Origin of the sequence: Pseudomonas sp. BMW13 (genome assembly GCF_013357275.1) — a bacterium.
GTDB classification, from domain to species: domain Bacteria; phylum Pseudomonadota; class Gammaproteobacteria; order Pseudomonadales; family Pseudomonadaceae; genus Aquipseudomonas; species Aquipseudomonas khazarica.
In genome coordinates, this window is sequence record NZ_SUKD01000002.1 from 297800 (window position 1) to 317630 (window position 19831).

15 protein-coding genes are annotated in these 19831 nt (G+C 64.6%); 8 read left to right on the forward strand and 7 right to left on the reverse strand.

Going from position 1 to position 19831, the window contains the following annotated elements:
• Positions 1-39: 39 nt before the first annotated feature.
• Positions 40-2190 (reverse strand): methyl-accepting chemotaxis protein, encoded by a 2151-nt coding sequence (locus tag E4487_RS02510; RefSeq protein WP_134675672.1) that lies wholly within the window; start codon positions 2188-2190, stop codon positions 40-42.
• 194 nt (positions 2191-2384) lie between these two features.
• Between E4487_RS02510 and E4487_RS02515 the strand changes: the two genes are divergently transcribed.
• Entirely contained in the window at positions 2385-3206 is an 822-nt protein-coding gene (locus E4487_RS02515) for a M48 family metallopeptidase (RefSeq protein ID WP_134675671.1), read from the forward strand.
• A 39-nt stretch (positions 3207-3245) separates the two neighbouring features.
• On the opposite strand, the gene E4487_RS02520 is transcribed toward E4487_RS02515, so the two are convergent.
• The 4 genes from E4487_RS02520 to E4487_RS02535 form a co-directional block, all read right to left on the reverse strand.
• Entirely contained in the window at positions 3246-3689 is a 444-nt protein-coding gene (locus E4487_RS02520; protein ID WP_037051056.1) for an ester cyclase, read from the reverse strand.
• Between the two features lie 197 nt (positions 3690-3886).
• Complete coding sequence (locus tag E4487_RS02525; protein ID WP_167494324.1) at positions 3887-4468, reverse strand: TMEM165/GDT1 family protein; 582 nt, start codon at positions 4466-4468, stop codon at positions 3887-3889.
• Positions 4469-4718: 250 nt separating this feature from the next.
• A complete protein-coding gene (locus E4487_RS02530) occupies positions 4719-5714 on the reverse strand; it encodes a class I SAM-dependent methyltransferase (protein ID WP_134675670.1) in 996 nt (331 codons plus the stop codon).
• Positions 5715-5991: 277 nt separating this feature from the next.
• The gene (locus tag E4487_RS02535) at positions 5992-6957 is read right to left on the reverse strand and encodes a 2-hydroxyacid dehydrogenase (RefSeq protein WP_134675669.1); all 966 of its coding nucleotides are present in this window, start codon (positions 6955-6957) and stop codon (positions 5992-5994) included.
• Between the two features lie 79 nt (positions 6958-7036).
• Between E4487_RS02535 and E4487_RS02540 the strand changes: the two genes are divergently transcribed.
• Entirely contained in the window at positions 7037-7666 is a 630-nt protein-coding gene (locus E4487_RS02540; RefSeq protein ID WP_037050923.1) for a LysE family translocator, read from the forward strand.
• A 45-nt stretch (positions 7667-7711) separates the two neighbouring features.
• Here the strand turns inward: E4487_RS02540 and E4487_RS02545 are convergent, their stop codons facing one another.
• Positions 7712-8887 (reverse strand): acetyl-CoA C-acyltransferase, encoded by a 1176-nt coding sequence (locus E4487_RS02545; protein WP_047588054.1) that lies wholly within the window; start codon positions 8885-8887, stop codon positions 7712-7714.
• 190 nt (positions 8888-9077) lie between these two features.
• Here E4487_RS02545 and E4487_RS02550 point away from each other — a divergent pair, with 190 nt between their 5' ends.
• From E4487_RS02550 to E4487_RS02565, 4 genes are all read left to right on the forward strand, one after another.
• Positions 9078-10760, forward strand: a complete 1683-nt coding sequence (locus E4487_RS02550) for a fatty acid--CoA ligase (protein WP_134675668.1) — start codon at positions 9078-9080, stop codon at positions 10758-10760.
• Positions 10761-10977: 217 nt separating this feature from the next.
• Positions 10978-12858 carry a DUF1302 domain-containing protein gene (locus E4487_RS02555; protein ID WP_134675667.1) on the forward strand — a complete coding sequence of 627 codons (1881 nt, stop codon included), beginning with the start codon at positions 10978-10980 and terminating at the stop codon, positions 12856-12858.
• Positions 12859-12884: 26 nt separating this feature from the next.
• Positions 12885-14258 (forward strand): DUF1329 domain-containing protein, encoded by a 1374-nt coding sequence (locus E4487_RS02560; protein ID WP_061241609.1) that lies wholly within the window; start codon positions 12885-12887, stop codon positions 14256-14258.
• Positions 14259-14398: 140 nt separating this feature from the next.
• Positions 14399-17137 carry a LuxR C-terminal-related transcriptional regulator gene (locus E4487_RS02565; protein ID WP_175252659.1) on the forward strand — a complete coding sequence of 913 codons (2739 nt, stop codon included), beginning with the start codon at positions 14399-14401 and terminating at the stop codon, positions 17135-17137.
• Here E4487_RS02565 and E4487_RS02570 read toward each other — a convergent pair.
• Positions 17126-17986, reverse strand: coding sequence for a hypothetical protein (locus tag E4487_RS02570; protein ID WP_134675665.1), 861 nt, complete (start codon positions 17984-17986; stop codon positions 17126-17128). The genes E4487_RS02565 and E4487_RS02570 overlap by 12 nt on opposite strands.
• 81 nt (positions 17987-18067) lie before the next feature.
• Between E4487_RS02570 and E4487_RS02575 the strand changes: the two genes are divergently transcribed.
• On the forward strand, positions 18068-18733 hold the full coding sequence (locus tag E4487_RS02575) for a TetR/AcrR family transcriptional regulator (protein WP_037050912.1): 666 nt from the start codon (positions 18068-18070) through the stop codon (positions 18731-18733).
• 86 nt (positions 18734-18819) lie between these two features.
• A complete protein-coding gene (locus E4487_RS02580; protein WP_134675664.1) occupies positions 18820-19761 on the forward strand; it encodes an alpha/beta fold hydrolase in 942 nt (313 codons plus the stop codon).
• The last annotated feature ends 70 nt before the right edge of the window (positions 19762-19831 follow it).

Consider the following 19831-nt stretch of genomic DNA (forward strand, 5'->3'; position numbering starts at 1 on the left):
CGCCTCGGCAGGGGCATGCGCCCCTGCCGATAACCGCGACTAGACCCTGAACTGATTGATCAGGCGGCGCTGTTGCTCGGCCAGCTTGGTCAACTGGGCGCTGGCCTGGCTGGCTTCGTCGGCCCCGCCGGCGACTTCGTTGGCGACCTGACCGATATTGGTGACGTTGCGGTTGATGTCCTCGGCGACGGCGCTCTGTTCTTCGGCGGCGCTGGCGATCTGCGTGTTCATGTCGTTGATCACCGAGACCGCCTGGGTGATGTCTTCCAGCGAGCTGGCCGCCTGGTTGGCGTGTTCCACGCTGTCGTCGGTCTTGCTCTGGCTCTGCTCCATCACCTTGACCACTTCGCGGGTGCCCTGCTGCAACTGCTGGATCATGGTCTGGATTTCTTCGGTGGCCTGCTGGGTCTTCTGCGCCAGGTTGCGCACCTCATCGGCGACCACGGCGAAGCCACGACCCTGCTCGCCTGCGCGGGCGGCCTCGATGGCGGCGTTGAGCGCGAGCAGGTTGGTCTGTTCGGCAATGCCACGGATGGCGACCAGGATGGCGTTGATGTTCTCGCTGTCCTTGGCCAGGTTCTGCACCACGCCCACGGCGCGACCGATTTCGCTGGCCAGCGCGGCGATGGCGGCCGAGGTTTCCTGCACGACCTGCTTGCCCTGGTTGGCCGCGCGGTCGGCATGGTTGGCCGCTTCGGCGGCGTGGGTGGCATTGCGTGCGACGTCCTGGGCGGTGGCGGTCATCTCATGCACGGCGGTGGCCACGAGCTCGATCTCGGCGAGCTGCTTCTGCACGCCCTGGTTGGTGCGGATGGCGATATCGGCGGTGTGCTCGGAGGAGTCGCTGACCTGCTGCACCGAGGTCACCACGGAGGCGATCATCGCCTGCAGCTTGGTCAGGAAGGCGTTGAAGCCCTGGGCGATCTGGCCGAGTTCGTCGGTACGCTCCACCTGCAGGCGTACCGTCAGGTCGCCGTCGCCCTTGGCCATGTCGTCCAGCATGCCGACCATCTGCCGCAGCGGGCGGGCAATGCCGTAGCCCACGAACCAGATGACCAGCAAACCGAGGCCGGCGATCAGCAGGCCCACCAGAGTCATGCCCAGGGTGTCGCTGTCGCGCTGGCTCGCCAGGTCGTCCTGCAGTTGATAGAGGTCGGCCATGACCGCTTTCAGCGGCAGCACCACCATCATCACCCAGCGCGCATCGCTCTGGCCGATGTTGAAACTGAGGAACAGTTCGATATGGCTGTGGTCCGGGTCGTCCTTGGCGTCGATGGCGTAGAGCGGCTGACCGGGTTGCAGTTTGCCCAGGTTGCTGACCTCGTTGGCATCGAGCAGCGCGGTGGCCGGTTCGCCGAGTTTGTCCGGCGCCTTGGTCGAGGCGACCAGACGGCCGTTGCTGGCGATCAGTGCCATGTCCCCGGCGCCGTCATACAGCTGCGAGTCGGCCTTGACCAGCAGTTCCTGAATGAAGTTGACGGCCAGGTCGGCACCGGCGATGCCGCGAAACTCGCCATTGACCAGGATCGGCGCGGTGAACGAGGCAAGCATGGTCATCTTGCCGCCGACGTCGTAGGGGGCCGGATCGATCACGCAGGGACGCTTGCGCTCCTTGGGGCAGAGGTAGTACTCGCCGGCTCGCACGCCGGTGGGCAGGAGTTCTTCGCTCTCGGTCGAGCCGATGGCATCGACGCCGAGGCTGCCGTCGGCGTTGCGGTACCACCAGGGCAGGAAGCGTCCGCTGCCGTCGTAGCCGTTCTCCTTGCTGCCGGCGTAGAGGTCGTCGCTGGCATCGAAGGCGTTCGGTTCCCAGCCGATGTAGCTGCCCAGCAGCTTCGGATTGGCGGCCGTGGTCTCATGCACCAGGCTGGCCAGCTCCTCGCGGCTGATGCTGAGCAGGGGGCTGCCATTGCTGTCGGTCATGCCAAGCATGGCGTTGACCCGCGCCAGGTCGGCGGTGATCTGCAAGGGCACTTCCAGTTCGCGCTGAATCTCACTGACCTGCGCTTGCGCCAGGGCGCCAAGGCGCTGTTCGATGACGCGTTCGAGCAGGGTCTGGGTGCGCTGCTGGACCAGCGTCTGGGTCCGGTCTCCGGCGAACAGGGCATAGAGCACCAGGGCCACGACGACCGCCAGCACGCTGGTGCCGGCCAGAAAGGCGACGGAAAACTGGATCGACTTGAACTTCATGAGAGCTCCCGAGCGCAATGTGCGGCTGTCACGTTGTATCGGCCGTGACAGGGCAAAACCTTAGTGACCTGGCATGATCCTTTGCGTCAGTGCTGCATTCAGCAAAGATTGCCCTTGGCCATCACGCAAGTGCGGCGGTTGCCCGAGTATCCGGGGCGGCCTAGCATAGGCGGCCCATGCAAGGAGATGGCTCGATGAGCAAGGTTCTTCACCTGAGTGGCCTGGCAGCCGCGTTGCTGATTTCCGCTTGCCAGGCGGTCAATACCACCAGCGCGGGTGCCGTCGGCGTCGAGCGCAAGCAATACATGTTCAGCATGCTGTCAGCTGATGAAGTCAATCAGATGTATGCGCAGTCCTATCAGCAGACGCTGAGCGAAGCTTCGAGCAAGGGCGCGCTGGACAAGAGCAGCGCCAATGCCCGGCGCCTGCAGACCATCGCCAACCGCCTGATTCCGCAAGCGCCGCGTTTTCGCCCGGATGCGGCCAACTGGCAGTGGGAGGTCAACCTGATCAAGAGCCCCGAGCTCAACGCCAACTGCGGGCCGGGCGGCAAGATCATCTTCTACAGCGGCATCATCGAGCAGCTCAAGCTGAGCGACGACGAGATCGCCGCGATCATGGGCCACGAGATGGCGCATGCGCTGCGCGAGCACAGCCGCGAAGCCATGTCCAAGGCGTACGGTATCGAACTGGCCAAGCAGGGCGCCGGCGCTCTGCTGGGGCTGGGTGAAAGCAGCCTGGCGATGGCCGATACGGTGGTGCAGTACAGCCTCACCCTGCCCAACAGTCGGGGCAACGAGAACGAGGCCGACCTGATCGGACTGGAACTGGCTGCCCGTGCGGGCTATGACCCGAATGCCGCTATCAGCCTGTGGCAGAAGATGGCGGCTGCCGGCGGTGGTGCGCCCCCCGAGTTCATGAGCACGCACCCGTCGTCCAGTAGCCGTATCGCGTCGCTGCAGGCGGCCATTCCCAAGGTGATGCCGCTGTACGAACAGGCTCGGGCCAAGCGCTGACAGGGCTGCTGCGGCGTGCATGGTACGCCGCAGGTCTTCTCAGGGGAGGGCTTTTTCGGCGAAGGAGCGGGTCTGCAGGCCCAGTTGGGAGCGGAAGCTTTCCATGTCGAACATGGTGCAGATTTCCTGGATTTCGTTGCCTGGGCTCAGGGTCCAGAACGCCATGGCCGAGATGCTCAGTACCTTGTCGCTGGGCGGGTAACCCAGTGCCGGTTTCTGGATGGTGCCGATCAGCGTGCTCCAGGTCACCACCTTGCAGCCCTCGGCGATGCATTCCTCGATGACCACCTGCAGGTCGGGCATGGCGTGGCGAATGTCCTGCACCATCTGGATGAAGCCGGCGCTGTCGAGTGGATGACCGACGAACGAACTCTTGTAGAGAAAGTCGCGCGAGTGCAGTTGCTCGGCCAGCGCCAGGCGGCCTCTGTTCCAGACCAGGTCGATGTGCTGGCACACCACCTTCTTGCGATCATCCAATGACATGTTGCCCTCCCGGCTGCTGGCGCCGCTGGCCGTTGAACAGGTGACCGGGGCGCCCATGGCGGCTCCGCACCTGGCGTGCGCCGGTCGCGCACGGGTTCAGCGGCCTGCTGTTTTACGTGACGTGGTGCGCACTTTAGCAGCAGGCCAGGGGGCGATGGGATTGGCCGAAATGCCGGTTCGCTGGCGTCATGGAAGCGTCAGATCAGCCCGCTGAGCTTCAGCGCCTGGTAGCCGGCATAGATGGCCAGGGCGGCGAACGCGCAGGCTGCCAGGCGACGGATGAGCGTCAGCGGCAGGCGCTCGGCGGCGAAGTTGCCGGCCAGCACCACGGGCACGTTGGCCAGCAGCATGCCCAGGGTCGTGCCGGCGACCACCAGGATGAAGTGCGGATATTGTGCCGCCAGCATCACCGTGGCGACCTGGGTCTTGTCCCCCATTTCGGCGAGGAAGAAGGCGATCAGGGTGGTGAGGAAGGGGCCGTATTTCTTCAGGCCGGATTCTTCGTCGTCGTCCAGCTTGTCCGGTACCAGCGTCCAGGCCGCCACCGCGACGAAGCTCGCGGCAAGGATCCAGCTCAGGGTTGCCGGGGAGAAGAAGCTGGCGACCCAGTTGCCGATGGCGCCCGCCGCGAAGTGATTGGCCAGGGTGGCGACGACGATGCCCCAGATGATCGGCCAGGGTTTGCGAAAGCGTGCCGCCAGCAGCAAGGCGAGCAGCTGCGTCTTGTCGCCGATTTCGGCGAGGGCAACGATCAGGGTGGGTACGAACAGGGATTCCAGCATCAGGTTTCCTAAAGGGGCGGGTCAACACGGCTTATGACACGAACGACCTTCCCGCCCCCGGGTGAGGTTGTACGTGTCATAGGTCTTGTCAAACCGCAGGTCTGTCTGAGCAGACCTTGGGTCGCATGCGCCATGCTCTGCGGAGCAAGTGTGTTGACGCATACCGGGCGAGCAGGGCGCTCGCGGGAGACTACTCCCCTAGGACGGGCGCCATTGTGCCCGTGCGCCGCGTTCGAAGCAACTCCGTTCAGCGGCGTGCGCTGTAGATGCGGAAACCATCGGCCTCGGCCAGGGTGCGGCAGGGACCGAGGTGGCGCTCGATCAACGGCGGATACTTGAGAAAGCTGTTGGCGACCAGGCGCAGCTCTCCACCCTTGACGAGGTGACGGCCGGCCTGGAGCAGCAGGTTCTCGCTGGCCTGGTAATCGGTGTGCACGCCCTGATGGAAAGGCGGGTTGCTGATGATGGCGCTCAGTGCCTCGGGGGCGGACTCGATCCCGCTGCCGGCAATGACCTCGGCCTCGAGACCGTTGTGCGCCAGCGTCAGCCGGCTGCTGGCCAGGGCGAAGGCGTCGACGTCGAGCAGGGTCACCTGGCTCGATGGGTAGCGGCGCTTGAGTGCAGCGCCCAGCACGCCCGCGCCACAACCGAAGTCCAGCAGGTGGCCGCTGGGCAGGTCCTGCAGGTGCTCCAGCAGCAGGGCGCTGCCGCGGTCGAGGCGACCGTGGGCGAAGACCCCCGGCAGGGTGACGATCTCCAGGGTGCCGTCGCTCAGTTGCAACGGGTAACGCTGTGCCAGCGCCTGCAGGTCCGGCTGCTGCGGTGCCTGTTCGACAGTGGCGCACCAAAGTTGGCAGTGCCGGGCGCTGTCGAGCTTGCGCGGCTTGCCGAAGACGGCCAGCTGTTTCGCGGCGCGCTCGATGCCGCCGCGTTTCTCTCCCACCAGGTACAGCGGTTTGCCGGCCAGCCGTGCGGCCAGGGCCTGCAGCAGGTAGTCCGCGAGCTCTCGCGACTTCGGCAGGAACAGCACCGCGGCGCGGTAGTCACCCGCCGGCATCTGCGTGTCGAACTGGCTGCGCCCCGGAAAGCGTGCAGCGAGCAGCGCCTGGTCACCGGCGTGCCAGTTCCAGCCACGGGCCTGCGGCAGTGCGCCGAGCAAGTCATCGGCCGGCAGGCCTGCCAGCAGTACCTGGCCATCGAACAGCTCGGCCTGGCGCAGGAGAACTTCGCTTCGCGGATCCATGGGGGCACCTGCCTGAAAAAGCTGCGCAGCTTACCAGTTCGTTGAAAAACTACCTACGTTGGTACTGCTGCGTTGACATCAGCCTCATAGCCAGAGGCCGAACCGGCTTCAGCGCAGCCCGGAAGGGGCGAACGAAGCGCGCCCAATGCTCCTCACTCTCTACGTTCGCCCTTCGGGCCAGCCCGTGGCGGCTAATCCGCTGTGCGGTGTTTCGGCCGCTTTTGCGGGGCTGCCATGGGCCTTGTCTTGTCGTCTCGCCTGCGTTTTCAGCGGCCTGTTACCCGACGACTCGCAGCGGCGCACCGGCGAAGAAGCCGGCGGCGTTCTCCACCACCTGGCCGACGATACGCTGGCGTGCTTCCTGGCTGCCCCAGGCACTGTGCGGGGTGATGATCAGGCGGGGAATGTCAGTGGCCAGCAGCGGGTTGCCGTCCTTCGGCGGTTCCTGCAGCAGGACATCGGTCGCCGCGCCGCCCAGGTGGCCGCGTCGCAGTGCGTCGGCCAGTGCCTGTTCATCCACCAGGCCGCCGCGTGCGGTGTTGACCAGGAAGGCGCGTGGTTTCATCAGCGCCAGTTCGGCTGCGCCGATCAGGTTGCGTGTCTGTTCGTTGAGGGGGCAGTGCAGGGTCAGTGCATCGACCTGCGGCAGCAGTTCGTGCAGCGGCAGGCGGTCGGCGCGCGGAGGGCGACCGGGTAGCTGGCCGAGCACCACACGCATGCCGAAGGCTTCGGCCAGGCGGGCGACCGCGCCCCCCAGTTCGCCGTGGCCAAGCATGCCCAGGGTCTTGCCTTCGAGTTCGACGATGGGGTGATCCAGCAGGCAGAACTGGCTGGCCTGCTGCCAGCGACCTGCCGCGATATCACGCTGGTAGTCGGGCAGGCGCGTGGCCAGTGCCAGGAGCAGCATCAGCGTGTGCTGGGCCACCGAGGGGGTGCCGTAGCCCTGGCAGTTGCAGACGGTCACGCCATGGGCCTTGGCGGCGTTCAGGTCGATGTTGTTGGTACCGGTGGCGGTGACCAGGACCAGTCGCAGATCCGGGCAGGCGTCGAATGTGGCGGCGTCCAGCGGCACCTTGTTGCTGATGGCAACCTGTGCACCTTGCAGGCGTTCGGCGACCTGATCCGGCGCCGTATGGGCATGCAGGGTCAGCTCGGCGAAGGCCTGTCGCATCGGCTGCATGTCGAGGTCGCCGAGGTCGAGGGAAGCATGGTCGAGGAAGACGGCGCGTGGGCTGTTGCTCATCAGCTGTACCTTTTCGCAGGAGGGTCGCAAGAGTAGATTGGCGAGCCTACCAGACCTTCATCACCGATGCGGAGCCGCCATGTACTGGAGTGAATTTCTCACCGTCGCCCTGATCCACCTGCTGGCGGTGGCCAGCCCGGGCCCCGATTTCGCCATCGTGGTGCGCGAGAGCGTCGGCTATGGTCGCCGTGCGGGGCTGTTCACGGCATTTGGCGTGGGCACCGGCATTCTGGTGCACGTGACCTATTCGCTGCTCGGCATCGGCCTGATCGTGTCGCAGTCCATCGTTCTGTTCAACGCGCTGAAGTGGCTGGCGGCGGCCTACCTGCTGTACATCGGGGTCAAGGCTCTGCGTGCCCGCCCGGCTGAACCGGGCAGTGCCGAACTGAACCTGGCCGCCGGCGAGCGCAGCGGGCGCGGTGCGTTCGTCACCGGCTTCGTCACCAACGGGCTCAACCCCAAGGCGACGCTGTTCTTCCTCTCGCTGTTCACCGTGGTGATCAACCCGCATACCCCGATCGCCGTGCAGGCGGGCTATGGCCTCTACCTGGCGCTGGCGACCGCATTCTGGTTCTGCCTGGTGGCCTGGCTGTTCAGTCAGCAGCGGGTGCGCGCGGGGTTCGCACGCATGGGCCACTGGTTCGATCGACTGATGGGCGCGGTGCTGGTCGGTATCGGCGTGAAGCTGGCGTTCACCGAGATGCGCTGAACGAAAAAGCCCCGCAGTTGCGGGGCTTTTTCTTGAGGGGCGGGGTTACAGCAGTTCGATGGCGACGGCTGTGGCCTCGCCGCCGCCGATGCACAGCGAGGCGACGCCACGCTTGCCGCCCTTCGCCTGCAGGGCGTTGATCAGGGTGAGGATGATGCGCGAGCCGGTCGAGCCGACGGGGTGTCCCTGGGCGCAGGCACCGCCGAAGACGTTGACCTTGGCGTGATCCAGGCCGTGTTCGCGCATCGCCAGCATGGTCACCATGGCGAAGGCTTCGTTGATCTCGAACAGATCGATTTCGTCCTTGTTCCAGCCGGTCTTCTTCAGCAGGTTGCTCATCGCACCGATAGGGGCCAGGGTGAACTCGCTCGGGTCCTGGCTCTGGGTGGCGTGGGCCACGACCCTGGCCAGCGGCTTGAGGCCGCGTCTAGCCGCTTCTTCGGCAGTCATCAGCAGCAGCGCGCTGGCGCCGTCGGAGATCGAGCTGGCGTTGGCCGCGGTGATGGTGCCGTCCTTCTTGAAGGCGGGCTTCAGCGCGGGGATCTTGTCCAGGTTGGCGGTCAGCGGCTGTTCGTCGTCCTTCACGATCACCTCGCCTTTGCGCGAGGTCACGGTGACCGGCACGATCTCGTTCGCCAGCGAACCGTCGTGGATCGCGGCCTGGGCACGGCGCAGCGATTCGATGGCGTAGGCGTCCATCTCCTCGCGGGTGATGCCGTACTGGTCTGCGGTCTCCTGGGCGAAGGAGCCCATCAGGCGGCCGGTACGGGCGTCCTCCAGGCCATCGAGGAACATGTGATCCTTGATCTCGCCATGACCCATGCGCAAGCCAGTGCGGGCCTTCTCCAGGACGTACGGCGCGTTGGACATGCTCTCCATGCCGCCGGCGATCATCACCTGGTTGCTGCCGGCCTTCAGCGAGTCGAACGCCATCATCACGGCCTTCATGCCCGAGCCGCACAGCTTGTTGATGGTGGTGCAGCCGGTGGCCGCCGGCAGACCGGCATTGAGCGACGCCTGGCGCGCCGGGCCCTGCTTGAGACCGGCAGGCAGGACGCAACCCATGATCACTTCCTGCACGTCGGCCGCCTCGATCCCGGCGCGCTTGACCGCTTCGCGAATGGCGGCCGCGCCCAGGTCGACGGCTGCTACGCTGGCCAGGCTGCCTTGGAAACCGCCCATTGGGGTGCGGGCGCCGCTGACGATGACGATATCGGACATGGTGTTACCTCGAACGAAGATGGGGCTTGGTAAAGTCTGTTTTTATACGTTTGCGTGGTGTCGATTCTAACTCGTGACCAGGATTCTAAATAGGGTCACGCGGCAAATCATTCTTTGGGCTGATTTCCCTGTACAGGCACCGTTCTAGAGTCGCTGGATACCAAACCCTAGCGTGCCTCAAGGTGACTTCATGCTGCAGACTCGACTGATCCCTCCCGCTGAAAACGCTCACGCCTATCCGCTGCTGATCAAGCGCCTGCTGCTGTCCGGCAGCCGCTACGAGAAAACCCGCGAGATCGTCTATCGCGACAAGCTGCGCTACAGCTACGCGACCTTCAACGAGCGGGTCGCGCGTCTGGCCAACGTGCTCAGCGAGGCAGGGGTCAAGCCCGGTGACACCGTGGCGGTGATGGACTGGGACAGCCACCGTTACCTGGAGTGCATGTTCGCCATCCCCATGCTCGGCGCGGTGCTGCACACCATCAATATCCGCCTGTCGCCGGACCAGATCCTCTACACCATGAACCATGCCGAAGACCGCTTCGTGCTGGTCAACAGCGAATTCGTCGCCCTCTACAACGGCATTGCCGGGCAGCTGACCACCGTCGAGAAGACCTTGCTGCTGACCGATGGCGATGAGCGCAGTGCCGAGCTGCCAGGGCTCGTCGGCGAGTACGAAAGCCTGCTGTCCGCCGCCTGCCCCCGCTACGACTTCGCCGACTTCGACGAGAACTCGGTGGCCACGACCTTCTACACCACCGGCACCACCGGCAACCCCAAGGGGGTGTACTTCACCCACCGCCAACTGGTGCTGCACACCCTGTCCATGGCCGCCACCATGGGGGGGCTGGACAGCATTCGCCTGCTGGGCAATGACGACGTCTACATGCCGATCACGCCGATGTTCCACGTGCATGCCTGGGGTGTGCCCTACGTGGCGACCATGCTCGGGGTCAAGCAGGTGTACCCCGGCCGCTACGAGCCGGACATGCTCTGCCGCCTGATCAAGGAGGAGAAGGTCAGCTTCTCCCACTGCGTGCCGACCATCCTGCAGATGGTGCTGGGCGCACCGGGGGCGCAAGGGCATGACTTCGGTGGCATGAAGATGATCATCGGTGGCAGTGCGCTCAACCGTTCGCTGTACGAGGCGGCCAAGGCGCGCGGCATCCAGCTGACGGCCGCCTATGGCATGTCGGAGACCTGTCCGCTGATCTCTTGCGCCTACCTCAACGAGGAGCTGCGTGCGGGCAGCGAGGATGAGCGCACGGCGTACCGCATCAAGGCCGGTATCCCGGTGCCGCTGGTGGAAGCCGCGATCATGGACGATGAGGGCAAGCTGTTGCCGAGCGACGGCGAGGCGCAGGGTGAGCTGGTGCTGCGTGCGCCGTGGCTGACCCAGGGGTACTTCCGCGAACCGGAGAAAGGCGAGGAGCTCTGGGCCCACGGCTGGCTGCACACGGGGGATGTGGCGACCATCGATGGCATGGGTTTCATCGAGATTCGCGACCGCATCAAGGACGTGATCAAGACCGGTGGCGAGTGGATTTCCTCGCTCGAACTGGAAGACCTGATCAGTCGTCACGCTGCCGTGCGCGAAGTGGCGGTGGTGGGCGTGCCCGATCCGCAGTGGGGCGAGCGGCCGTTCGCCCTGCTGGTGGTGCGTGACGGCGAGGCGCTGGATGCCAAGGGGCTGAAGGAGCACCTCAAGCCTTTCGTCGAGCAGGGGCACATCAACAAGTGGGCCATTCCTTCGCAGATCGCCCTTGTTACCGAAATTCCCAAGACCAGCGTCGGCAAACTGGACAAGAAGCGTATTCGCGTCGAAATCGCCCAGTGGCAGGAGGCGGGCAGCGCATTTCTCTCCACGTTGTGAGCGGCGCACTGGCTGGGCGGTGAAAGTGACCGCCCGGTCAAACAAGCGTTTGGCTTGCTAATTGCTGTTTCGCGTCCATGCTTGGCTAGGCGCAGGACGTGAAACCTGCGAGCCAGAGTGCCTGGGGACTGCAAATCACACTTTCGAGGGATCAAGCAGTAGTACCCGCTGGCTATAGTCCAAGCATCCATAACAAAAAACACATGGAGTAGCGTCGATGACAACAAGAACAAAACCCTACTGGCGTTTGGCGAAACTTCCGCTGGCCGTCAGCCTCGCTTCCACCCTTGCCGCTCCGGCATTCGGCGTCACTTTCAATATCGGTGAGATCGAAGGTCAGTTCGATTCGTCGCTGTCTGTGGGTGCCAGCTGGTCCGTACGCGGAGCCGACAAGGACCTGATCGGCGTGAACAACGGTGGTGATGGCCTGTCCCAGACCACCGACGACAGTCATCTCAACTTCAAGAAAGGCGAGACCTTCTCGAAGATCTTCAAAGGTATCCATGATCTCGAACTGAAGTACGGAGACACCGGGGTATTCGTTCGAGGCAAGTACTGGTACGACTTCGAGCTGAAGGACGAGAGCCGCCTGTTCAAGGACATCGACGACAGCAACCGGAAAACCGCCGCGCAGGCCTCCGGTGCCGAAATCCTCGACGCATTCATCTATCACAACTACACGATCGGTAACCAGCCGGGTTCGGTGCGCCTGGGTAAGCAGGTGGTGAGCTGGGGTGAAAGTACCTTCATCCAGAACAGCATCAACTCCATCAACCCGATTGATGCGGCTGCATTCCGCCGTCCTGGCGCGGAAATCAAGGAAGGCCTGATTCCGGTCAACATGTTCTACGTGTCGCAAAGCCTGACCGACAACTTGTCGGCTGAGCTTTTCTACCAACTGGAATGGGATCAGACGGTCGTCGACAACTGCGGCACCTTCTTTGCCCAGCCAGACATCATTGCCGATGGTTGCGACAACAATCTGCGAGTACTGAGCAACAACCTGGCAGCCGGCGCGTCGGTCAACAACGCACTGACCAATCTTCTTGGACGCCCGGACCTGGTGATCGACCAGAACTCCGAGGGCGTGCTGGTTCGACGCAGCGGTGATAGAGACGCTCGTGACAGCGGTCAGTGGGGCGCGGCCTTCCGCTATTTCGCTGAGGAGCTGGATACCGAATTCGGCCTCTACTTCATGAATTACCACAGCCGCACGCCGGCGTTCAGCGCCGCCGCCCCGGGTGCTGACGTTTATGCCACCGCAGGGCTTACAGGTGCGGCGGCACCGCTGGTGGTGGCCGGTAACTCCACCTACTTCCTCGAGTACCCGGAAGATATCCGCCTTTATGGCCTGAGTTTCTCGACCACTCTGCCTACCGGTACTGCCTGGAGCGGTGAAATCAGCTACCGACCCAATGCGCCTGTTCTGCTGAACACTACCGATATCCTGTTTGCGGGTGTTCGTCCGCTCGGGGTCTCCATCTTCCCCAATGCGTCCCTGATCGACGGGCAGCCTGGTGATGAGGTCAATGGCTACCGCCGTAAAGAAATCACCCAGTTCCAGACCACCTTCACTCACTTCTTCGATCAGGTAATGGGCGCAAGCCGCCTGACTCTGGTCGGTGAGATCGGTGTGGTGCACGTCGGAGGCTTGGAGAACTCAAATGACCTGCGTTATGGCCGTGACCCGGTATTTGGCCCAGGTCCTCTGCCTGCAACTGGGCCTGTCAATACCTGCCGTGCGCTGAACACCAGCACCCTGGGCAGCGCCAGTGCCGAGAATGTCAGCAAGTACTGTGAAGATGACGGCTTTGTAACCAGCACCTCCTGGGGATACCGTGCGCGCGCAATCTGGGACTATCCGGACGTTTTCGCCGGTGTGAACCTCAAGCCCAGTGTTTCCTGGTCGCATGACGTGAACGGCTACGGTCCTAATGGCCTGTTCAATGAGGGGGCTAAAGCCGTCAGCCTGGGGCTGGATGCCGAGTACCAGAATATGTACACGGCCAGTCTGTCCTATACCGATTTCTTCGGTGGCAAATACAACACTGCAATTGACCGTGACTTCGTTGCGCTCAGCTTCGGCGTGAACTTCTAAGCGGCCAGGAATTTCGAGGAATGAAGATGCAAACGAAAACAACAAAAAAACTGTGGCAAAGCGGCATCCTGACCCTGTCTCTGCTGGCCACCAGCGTGATGGCGGCGGTGTCGCCGGACGAGGCGGCGAAGCTGGGTAACACGCTGACCCCGGTTGGCGCCGAGATGGCCGGTAATGCCGATGGCTCGATTCCGGCCTGGACCGGCGGCCTGCCGGCCAATGCCGGCACCGTCGACGGCAAGGGCTTCCTGTCCGACCCGTTCGCCAACGAGCAGCCGCTGTTCACCATCACCGCGCAGAACGTCGACCAGTACAAGGACAAGCTGACGCCTGGCCAGCTGGCCATGTTCAAGCGCTACCCCGACAGCTACAAGATGCCGGTCTACCCGAGCCATCGTTCGGCGAGCCTGCCACCAGCGGTGATCGAGGCGGCCAAGCAGAATGCGGTCAACACCAAGATGGTCGAGGGTGGCAACGGCCTGGAGAACTTCCAGACCGCCAACCCCTTCCCGATTCCGCAGAACGGCCTGGAAGCGATCTGGAACCACATCACCCGCTACCGCGGTGGCAGCGTGCGCCGTCTGGTCACTCAGGCGACCCCGCAGGCCAGCGGTTCCTACTCGCTGGTCTACTTCCAGGACGAGTTCACCTTCCGTGACGCGCTGACCGACTTCGACCCGAGCAAGGAAAGCAACGTCCTGTTCTACTTCAAGCAGCGCGTGACCGCTCCGTCGCGCCTGGCGGGTAACGTGCTGCTGGTGCACGAAACCCTCAACCAGGTGAAGGAGCCGCGTCTGGCGTGGCTGTACAACGCCGGTCAGCGTCGTGTGCGGCGTGCCCCGCAGGTGTCCTACGATGGTCCGGGGACTGCGGCTGACGGCCTGCGTACCTCCGACAACTTCGACATGTACAACGGCGCGCCGGACCGTTACGACTGGAAGCTCGAAGGCAAGAAGGAGATCTACATCCCCTACAACGCCTACAAGCTGGACTCGCCGAGCCTGAAGTACGAAGACATCATCAAGGCTGGCCACATCAACCAGGACCTGACTCGCTACGAGCTGCACCGCGTATGGCATGTGACCGCGACCCTCAAGCAGGGTGAGCGCCACATCTATGCCAAGCGCGACTTCTACCTCGACGAGGATACCTGGCAAGCGGCGCTGATCGACCACTACGACGGTCGTGGCACCCTGTGGCGCGTAGCCGAGGCGCATGCCCAGTACTACTACGACAAGCAAGTGCCGTGGTACACGCTGGAAGCGCTGTACGACCTGCTGTCCGGTCGCTACCTGGCCCTGGGTATGAAGAACGAGGAGAAACAGGCCTACGACTTCAACTACAAGGCCTCCAGCAGCGACTACACGCCAGCGGCCCTGCGCCAGGCGGGCGTTCGCTGATAGTTGCACGCACCACGAAAAAGCCGGCCTTGTGCCGGCTTTTTCGTTACGGACTGTAGCAAGCGCTTCTAAAGGCCACTGCAAGTCGCTAGGCTGAGCTCAGATCGAGCCCCAGACAGAAGACTTCCAAGAATCGGCCGATGACAGACCTTTCCCGCTCCCCAGCCTTCCCCTATGCACCGGCTACGCCGGCGGAGGCGCGTTTCTATCGGCCACCGCTGCCGGCCGGGCACATGCCCAGGCCCAGGCTGTGCGAGCGCCTCGAGGAAGGACTGCAAGGACGCCTCCTGCTGGTCAGCGCGCCTGCCGGCTTTGGCAAGAGCTCGCTGGCGATCGAATTCTGCGAACGCCTGCCGAATCACTGGCGCAGCCTCTGGCTGGGCCTGAGCGAGCGGGATCGTGATCCCGGGCGCTTCCTCGAACGGCTGTTGCAAGGCCTGCAGCAGTCGTACCCGGGCCTTGGCGAGGACGCCCTTGGCCTGCTGAAAATGCGCCAGCGCCATCAGCCCTTCGCCTTCGAACAGTGGCTCGACGGCCTGCTCGATGAACTGACTCGGCAACTGGACGATGGCCAGCCGCTGCTGCTGGTGCTGGACGATTATCACCTGGCGCAAGGGCCGGTTCTCGATCGCTGCCTGCAGTTCTTCCTCAATCACCTGCCGCCCGGTGTGCTGCTGCTGGTCACCAGTCGTCAGCGACCCGACTGGCACCTGGCGCGCCTGCGCCTGTCGCGGCAGTTGCTCGAACTCAACGAGCAGGATCTGCGCCTCACCGCAGCGGAGCTGGATGCATTGCTGGCGAGCCAGGGCACGCGCCTGGAGCGGCAGCAGGTGGCCGGTATCCTGCAGCGCAGCGAGGGCTGGATCGCCGGCCTGCGCCTCTGGCTGCTGGCTTCCGAGGAGCTGGGGGCGGGAGCCTGTCTGCAGCTGCACGGCGGTGAGGGGCTGATCCGCGAATACCTGCTCGAAGAGGTGATCGAGCGCCAGCCCGCCGAGGTGCAGCAGTTCCTTTACGACACCGCGTGCCTCGAGCGCTTCTGCGCCGATCTGTGCGATGCGGTGCGCGACAGCCACGACAGCGCTGCGATCATCCGCCAGTTGCAGGCCAATCAGGTCTTCCTGGTGCCGCTCGACGAGCAGGGCAACTGGTTTCGTTACCACCACCTGTTCTCCGACCTGCTCAATGCGCGTGCCGCGGATGGCTCGAATGCTTCGCGTGGCGGTGCGCATCTGCGTGCCTGCCGCTGGTTCGCCGCGCAGGGCATGCTGGACTCTGCCATCGAGCAGGCCCTGGTGGCCGGTCAGGCTGATGTGGCGGCCAGCCTGGTGCAGAACCTCTCGGAAGAGAAGATGCTCGCCGAGCAGAACGTCGCCATGCTGCTGCGCTGGAAAACCAACCTGCCGGACGACCTGCTGGCCAGTACCCCACGACTGATCATGCTCTATGGCTGGGCCCTGGCGCTGGCCTGTCAGCTGGATGCGGCGCAGGAGTTGCTCGAGCAGCTCGGGCGATTCCTGCCCGCTGCCGATGCGGCCAGCCAGTGCAGCCTGCTGGCGCAGTGGCAGGCCCTCGATGGCGTGATCGCCCGTGGCCGTGGCGATGGGGCACGGGCCGAGCGGCAGTGCAGCGAAGCCCTGGCCTGTCTGCCTGGCGAACGCTACGGTCCGCATTTCCTGTGCCTGTCGGCGCTGTCCAACCTGGCCATGGTGCATGGCGACCTGTGGCGTGCGCGGGGACTGAATCGCGATGCGCTGGAGCTGGCGCAGCGTATCGGCAACCCGTTGTTCGAGGCCCTCGCGCATTACGAGCGTGCCCGCGTACTGCAGGCCCGTGGTGAGGTGTTGCGAGCGCAGGACGAAGTGCATCAGGGCTTGCTGCTGGTGCAGCGGCTGCCGACCCAGCGCAGCTATTCCGTGCGTGCGCGGCTGACCCTGTACGAGGGCTATCTGCTCAGCCTGCGTCTGGATGCCCGGGCGGCCGAGCATCTACGTGCGGGCATCGCCGAGGCCCGTGCCTGTCGTGATGTCGGCGTGCTGATCGGCTATTGCGTGCTGGCCTGCCTGGAAGGGCGCGAGGAGCGTCCTGCCGAGGCATTTGCCCTGCTCGGCGAGGCCGAGCGTCTGATGCATGTCTGGGATGTGCCTGCGATCTACTACCTGGCGATGATCACGCTGATCAAGTGTGAGCTGTGGCTGCGTCAGGGCCAGGTCGAACTGGCCGCAGCCTGGCTGCCACAGCTTGCGGAAACCTACGGCGATCAGGGGCGGGCGTTGGCGCCGGAGTTCCACCCGCAGCTCGCCATGCACATCGACCTGCAGCACGCCGCGCTGGAGCGTCTGCAGGGCGCCGTGGACAACGCCGAGCGGCGCTTGCGAGCGTTGCCGCAGCGTGCCCAGGGGCTGGGCGGGCAACTGGTTGGTCTGATGGCGCAGGCGCAGCTGGCGCAACTGTTGAAGCAGACCGGGCGTGAGCGCGAGGCGCAGCAACAGCTAGATAGCTGCCTGGATGCCGCTCAGGGCGGGGCGTTGCTGCCGTTCGTCGAGCTACTGCAGCATCAGCCGCACTGGTTGCGCGAGCGCTTGCTGGCGCGTCCGCCCAGCCCGCTGCGTGACGAGTTGCTGGCCCAGTTGCCGGTGGCGGCGCAGTTCGTCGTCGAGCCCGAGCTGGAGCAGGAGCCGTTGGCGGAAAAGCTCAGCAGCCGCGAGCTGGCCGTGCTGCAGCTGATCGCGCGTGGTTGCTCGAACCAGGAAATCAGCGAGCGGCTGTTCATCTCCCTGCACACCGTCAAGACGCACGCCCGCCACATCAACAGCAAGCTCGGGGTCGAGCGGCGTACCCAGGCGGTCGCCCGCGCCAAGGGCCTTGGCCTACTGCACTGAGTCCGGCGCCGACAGGTCCAGGCTGGGCGCCTTCTTCGCCGGTTTTGCCGGTTGCGCCAGCTGGGTCTGCACGTCCTGGTGGATCATCTGCAGGACCGGTAGCAAGGTGCTCATGTCCTGCCGCACCTGCGGGTAGCGATGCCCGCTGGCCAGGCCTTCGAGGCGGGCCAGCAGTTGTGCCTGCACCTCGACCGGCAGATGCACGAACAGCTCGGGTAGCTGCTGGCTCAGCTCGGCGCTGTAGAGCAACAGCTCGTCGCGGCCGAAGGCCTGGGTCAGCTCCAGGTAGTCCAGGGCGCTGCCGCCGAGCATGGCCGCTGCGGCCTTGGTTTCCTGCAGGCCCTGCAGGCGCACCGGGTTGCTTTGCTCGCCCTGCGACAGGGTCATCCAGAACTCGGTGGTGAGGGTGAAGAGAATGGCCTGCTGGCGCAGCGAGTAGGTCATCAGCCCCAGCGCTTCGGCGGCGTAGGGTTGTTGCCGGGCGCGGAAGTCGAAGTACAGGCGCATCAGCTCCTTGAGTTCGAACAGCACCTCGCGTGCCTCGTTCTGGCGCAGCTCCAGGGGCGCGTAGATGTTCAGCTGCGGGCGAAAATTCTCCGGGGAAACCATGCGCTGGTAGATCGGCCCGGTGAATTCGCCACTGCGACGCGGCAAGGCATTGGCCTGCGTCCCGTCGATCTTCTCCAGCGCCTCGCGCAGTTGCCGGTAGTCGCCACTGCGCCAGGGGGTGTGGATATCCGGGATGCGCTGGCCGAGGTAGAACAGCTCGGCCGCCGTAACCGGCGACAACCAGACCAGCAAAAGGATGGCCAGCGGCCAGGACAGGCGACGTGCTAGGGTCGGGGACACATTCGATTTCCGCGGTTGAAGGCGGCTCCAGAGTACTCAGCTGGCGCGGTCACGTCACCCGCGCCTTGGTTGGGACGGGGCATGGACGAGTTGGCCGGGCACGGTGCGATACGGGCGGTATTCGAGGACCTGGGCGGTTACGGCGCGCTAGCCTCGCAACAGGGCGAAGGCGGCGAGGGGCCGCTGGTCGGCCATCTGCAACGTACCAACATCCAGCTGGCGGCCATCGGTGTGTTCGCCCGCAAGGGGGTGGAGCAGGCGACGGTCAACGACCTGCTGGACGCTGCGCAGGTGTCGCGTCGAACCTTCTACAAGTACTTCGCCAACAAGGCACAGGTGCTCGAAGGCATCTACCAGACTTCGGTGCAGCTGTTGCTCGCGCGTTTTCGCGAGATGCAGCAGGTCGCCGGGAGCCCGCAGGAGTGGTTGCGGGCGATGGTCGGGCGCTTCTTCGACTATCACCTGGCGGTCGGGCCGATCATTCGCCTGATGCAGGAGGAAGCCTTGCGTGCGCAGTCGCCGCTGGCGGTCCATCGCCAGCGAGCGCACCAGGAGATGCTGCGGCTGCTGGTCGAGCGTCTGGAGCCCGAGCTCGCACCGCGCGATCCGCTGGTTTACCAGGCGCTGATCTGGGCGCTCGAGGCGGCCTCCCTCGACCTGCTCGGGCGCAACGCCAGCCGCGTGGAGATCGAGCAGGCCAAGACCGTCCTGGGGGATCTGCTGATCGCGTCGCTATGCCCATGCTGAGCGGGAACAGTCCCAAGGTTGGGCACTAACGCAGCGCGACTCATGCTCTGATGCACGTTACCTACAACAAGATCGAGGTACCGTGCATGACCGCCAACAGCCTGTCCCTGCAACCGCCGCTCGCTGCCGGTTTCGCCCGCCTGGGCTTCGGCGCCTTGCCCCTGGAGCGCCTCAAGGAGCGTTACGGCAATGCGCAGCAGGGCTCACGCTACATCGAACTCGACGGCTTCAACATCCATTACCGGGACGAGGGCAGTCGTGGCAAGCCGGTGCTGGTGATGATCCATGGCGTGGTCGCCTCGCTGCATACCTGGGACGCCTGGGTGCAGGCATTCGCGCCCGACTACCGCATCATCCGCTTCGACGTGCCGGGCTTCGGTCTGACCGGGCCCGCACGTGATGGCCGCTACTCGGCCGAGCGCATGATCCACGTGCTGGGCCTGTTGCTCGATTACTTGCAGGTGGAGAAGGCCGATATCGCCGGCAACTCCCTGGGCGGCTACATCGCCTGGAACTTCGCCCTGGTCCAGCCGCAGCGTGTGGGCAAGCTGGTGCTCATCGATCCGGCCGGCTACCCCATGCGCAAGGTGCCCTGGATGATTGCCGCCGCGGCGTTGCCTGGCGCCACCCTGGCCATGCCGATGTGGATGCCGCGCGCGCTGATCGCCCAGGGCATCAAGGAGGTCTATGGCGAGCCGGGGCGTATCAAGCCCGGTGTGGTCGATCGCTACTACGACCTGTCACGCAGGCCGGGCAATCGCCGCGGCATGATGGATATCTTCCGTGTGCTGCTGAAGGTCAACAAGGAGGAGCTGCACGCGACGCCCGAGCGGGTCGCGCAGATCCAGGCACCGACCTTGCTGATGTGGGGCGAACGCGACCGCTGGATTTCGCCCCGTCACGTGCCGCTGTGGCAGCGTGATCTGCCGGGGATCGAGGTCAAGGTCTATGCCGGCGTCGGGCATATCCCCATGGAGGAAATTCCCGAGCAGAGCGCCGCCGATGCGATGAGGTTCCTCAAGGGCTGAGCGCGCACTGGACATGAAAAAGCCCGGCCAGAGCCGGGCTTTTTCACGCATCACTTGGCTGCGGCAGCGC

Bases quoted from the DNA above. Each gene is read 5' to 3' on its own strand.
- E4487_RS02510 (WP_134675672.1), bottom strand. From the start codon at position 2,190: ATGAAGTTCAAGTCGATCCAGTTTTCCGTCGCCTTTCTGGCCGGCACC.
- E4487_RS02515 (WP_134675671.1), top strand. From the start codon at position 2,385: ATGAGCAAGGTTCTTCACCTGAGTGGCCTGGCAGCCGCGTTGCTGATT.
- E4487_RS02520 (WP_037051056.1), bottom strand. From the start codon at position 3,689: ATGTCATTGGATGATCGCAAGAAGGTGGTGTGCCAGCACATCGACCTG.
- E4487_RS02530 (WP_134675670.1), bottom strand. From the start codon at position 5,714: ATGGATCCGCGAAGCGAAGTTCTCCTGCGCCAGGCCGAGCTGTTCGAT.
- E4487_RS02535 (WP_134675669.1), bottom strand. From the start codon at position 6,957: ATGAGCAACAGCCCACGCGCCGTCTTCCTCGACCATGCTTCCCTCGAC.
- E4487_RS02540 (WP_037050923.1), top strand. From the start codon at position 7,037: ATGTACTGGAGTGAATTTCTCACCGTCGCCCTGATCCACCTGCTGGCG.
- E4487_RS02545 (WP_047588054.1), bottom strand. From the start codon at position 8,887: ATGTCCGATATCGTCATCGTCAGCGGCGCCCGCACCCCAATGGGCGGT.
- E4487_RS02550 (WP_134675668.1), top strand. From the start codon at position 9,078: ATGCTGCAGACTCGACTGATCCCTCCCGCTGAAAACGCTCACGCCTAT.
- E4487_RS02555 (WP_134675667.1), top strand. From the start codon at position 10,978: ATGACAACAAGAACAAAACCCTACTGGCGTTTGGCGAAACTTCCGCTG.
- E4487_RS02560 (WP_061241609.1), top strand. From the start codon at position 12,885: ATGCAAACGAAAACAACAAAAAAACTGTGGCAAAGCGGCATCCTGACC.
- E4487_RS02565 (WP_175252659.1), top strand. From the start codon at position 14,399: ATGACAGACCTTTCCCGCTCCCCAGCCTTCCCCTATGCACCGGCTACG.
- E4487_RS02575 (WP_037050912.1), top strand. From the start codon at position 18,068: ATGGACGAGTTGGCCGGGCACGGTGCGATACGGGCGGTATTCGAGGAC.
- E4487_RS02580 (WP_134675664.1), top strand. From the start codon at position 18,820: ATGACCGCCAACAGCCTGTCCCTGCAACCGCCGCTCGCTGCCGGTTTC.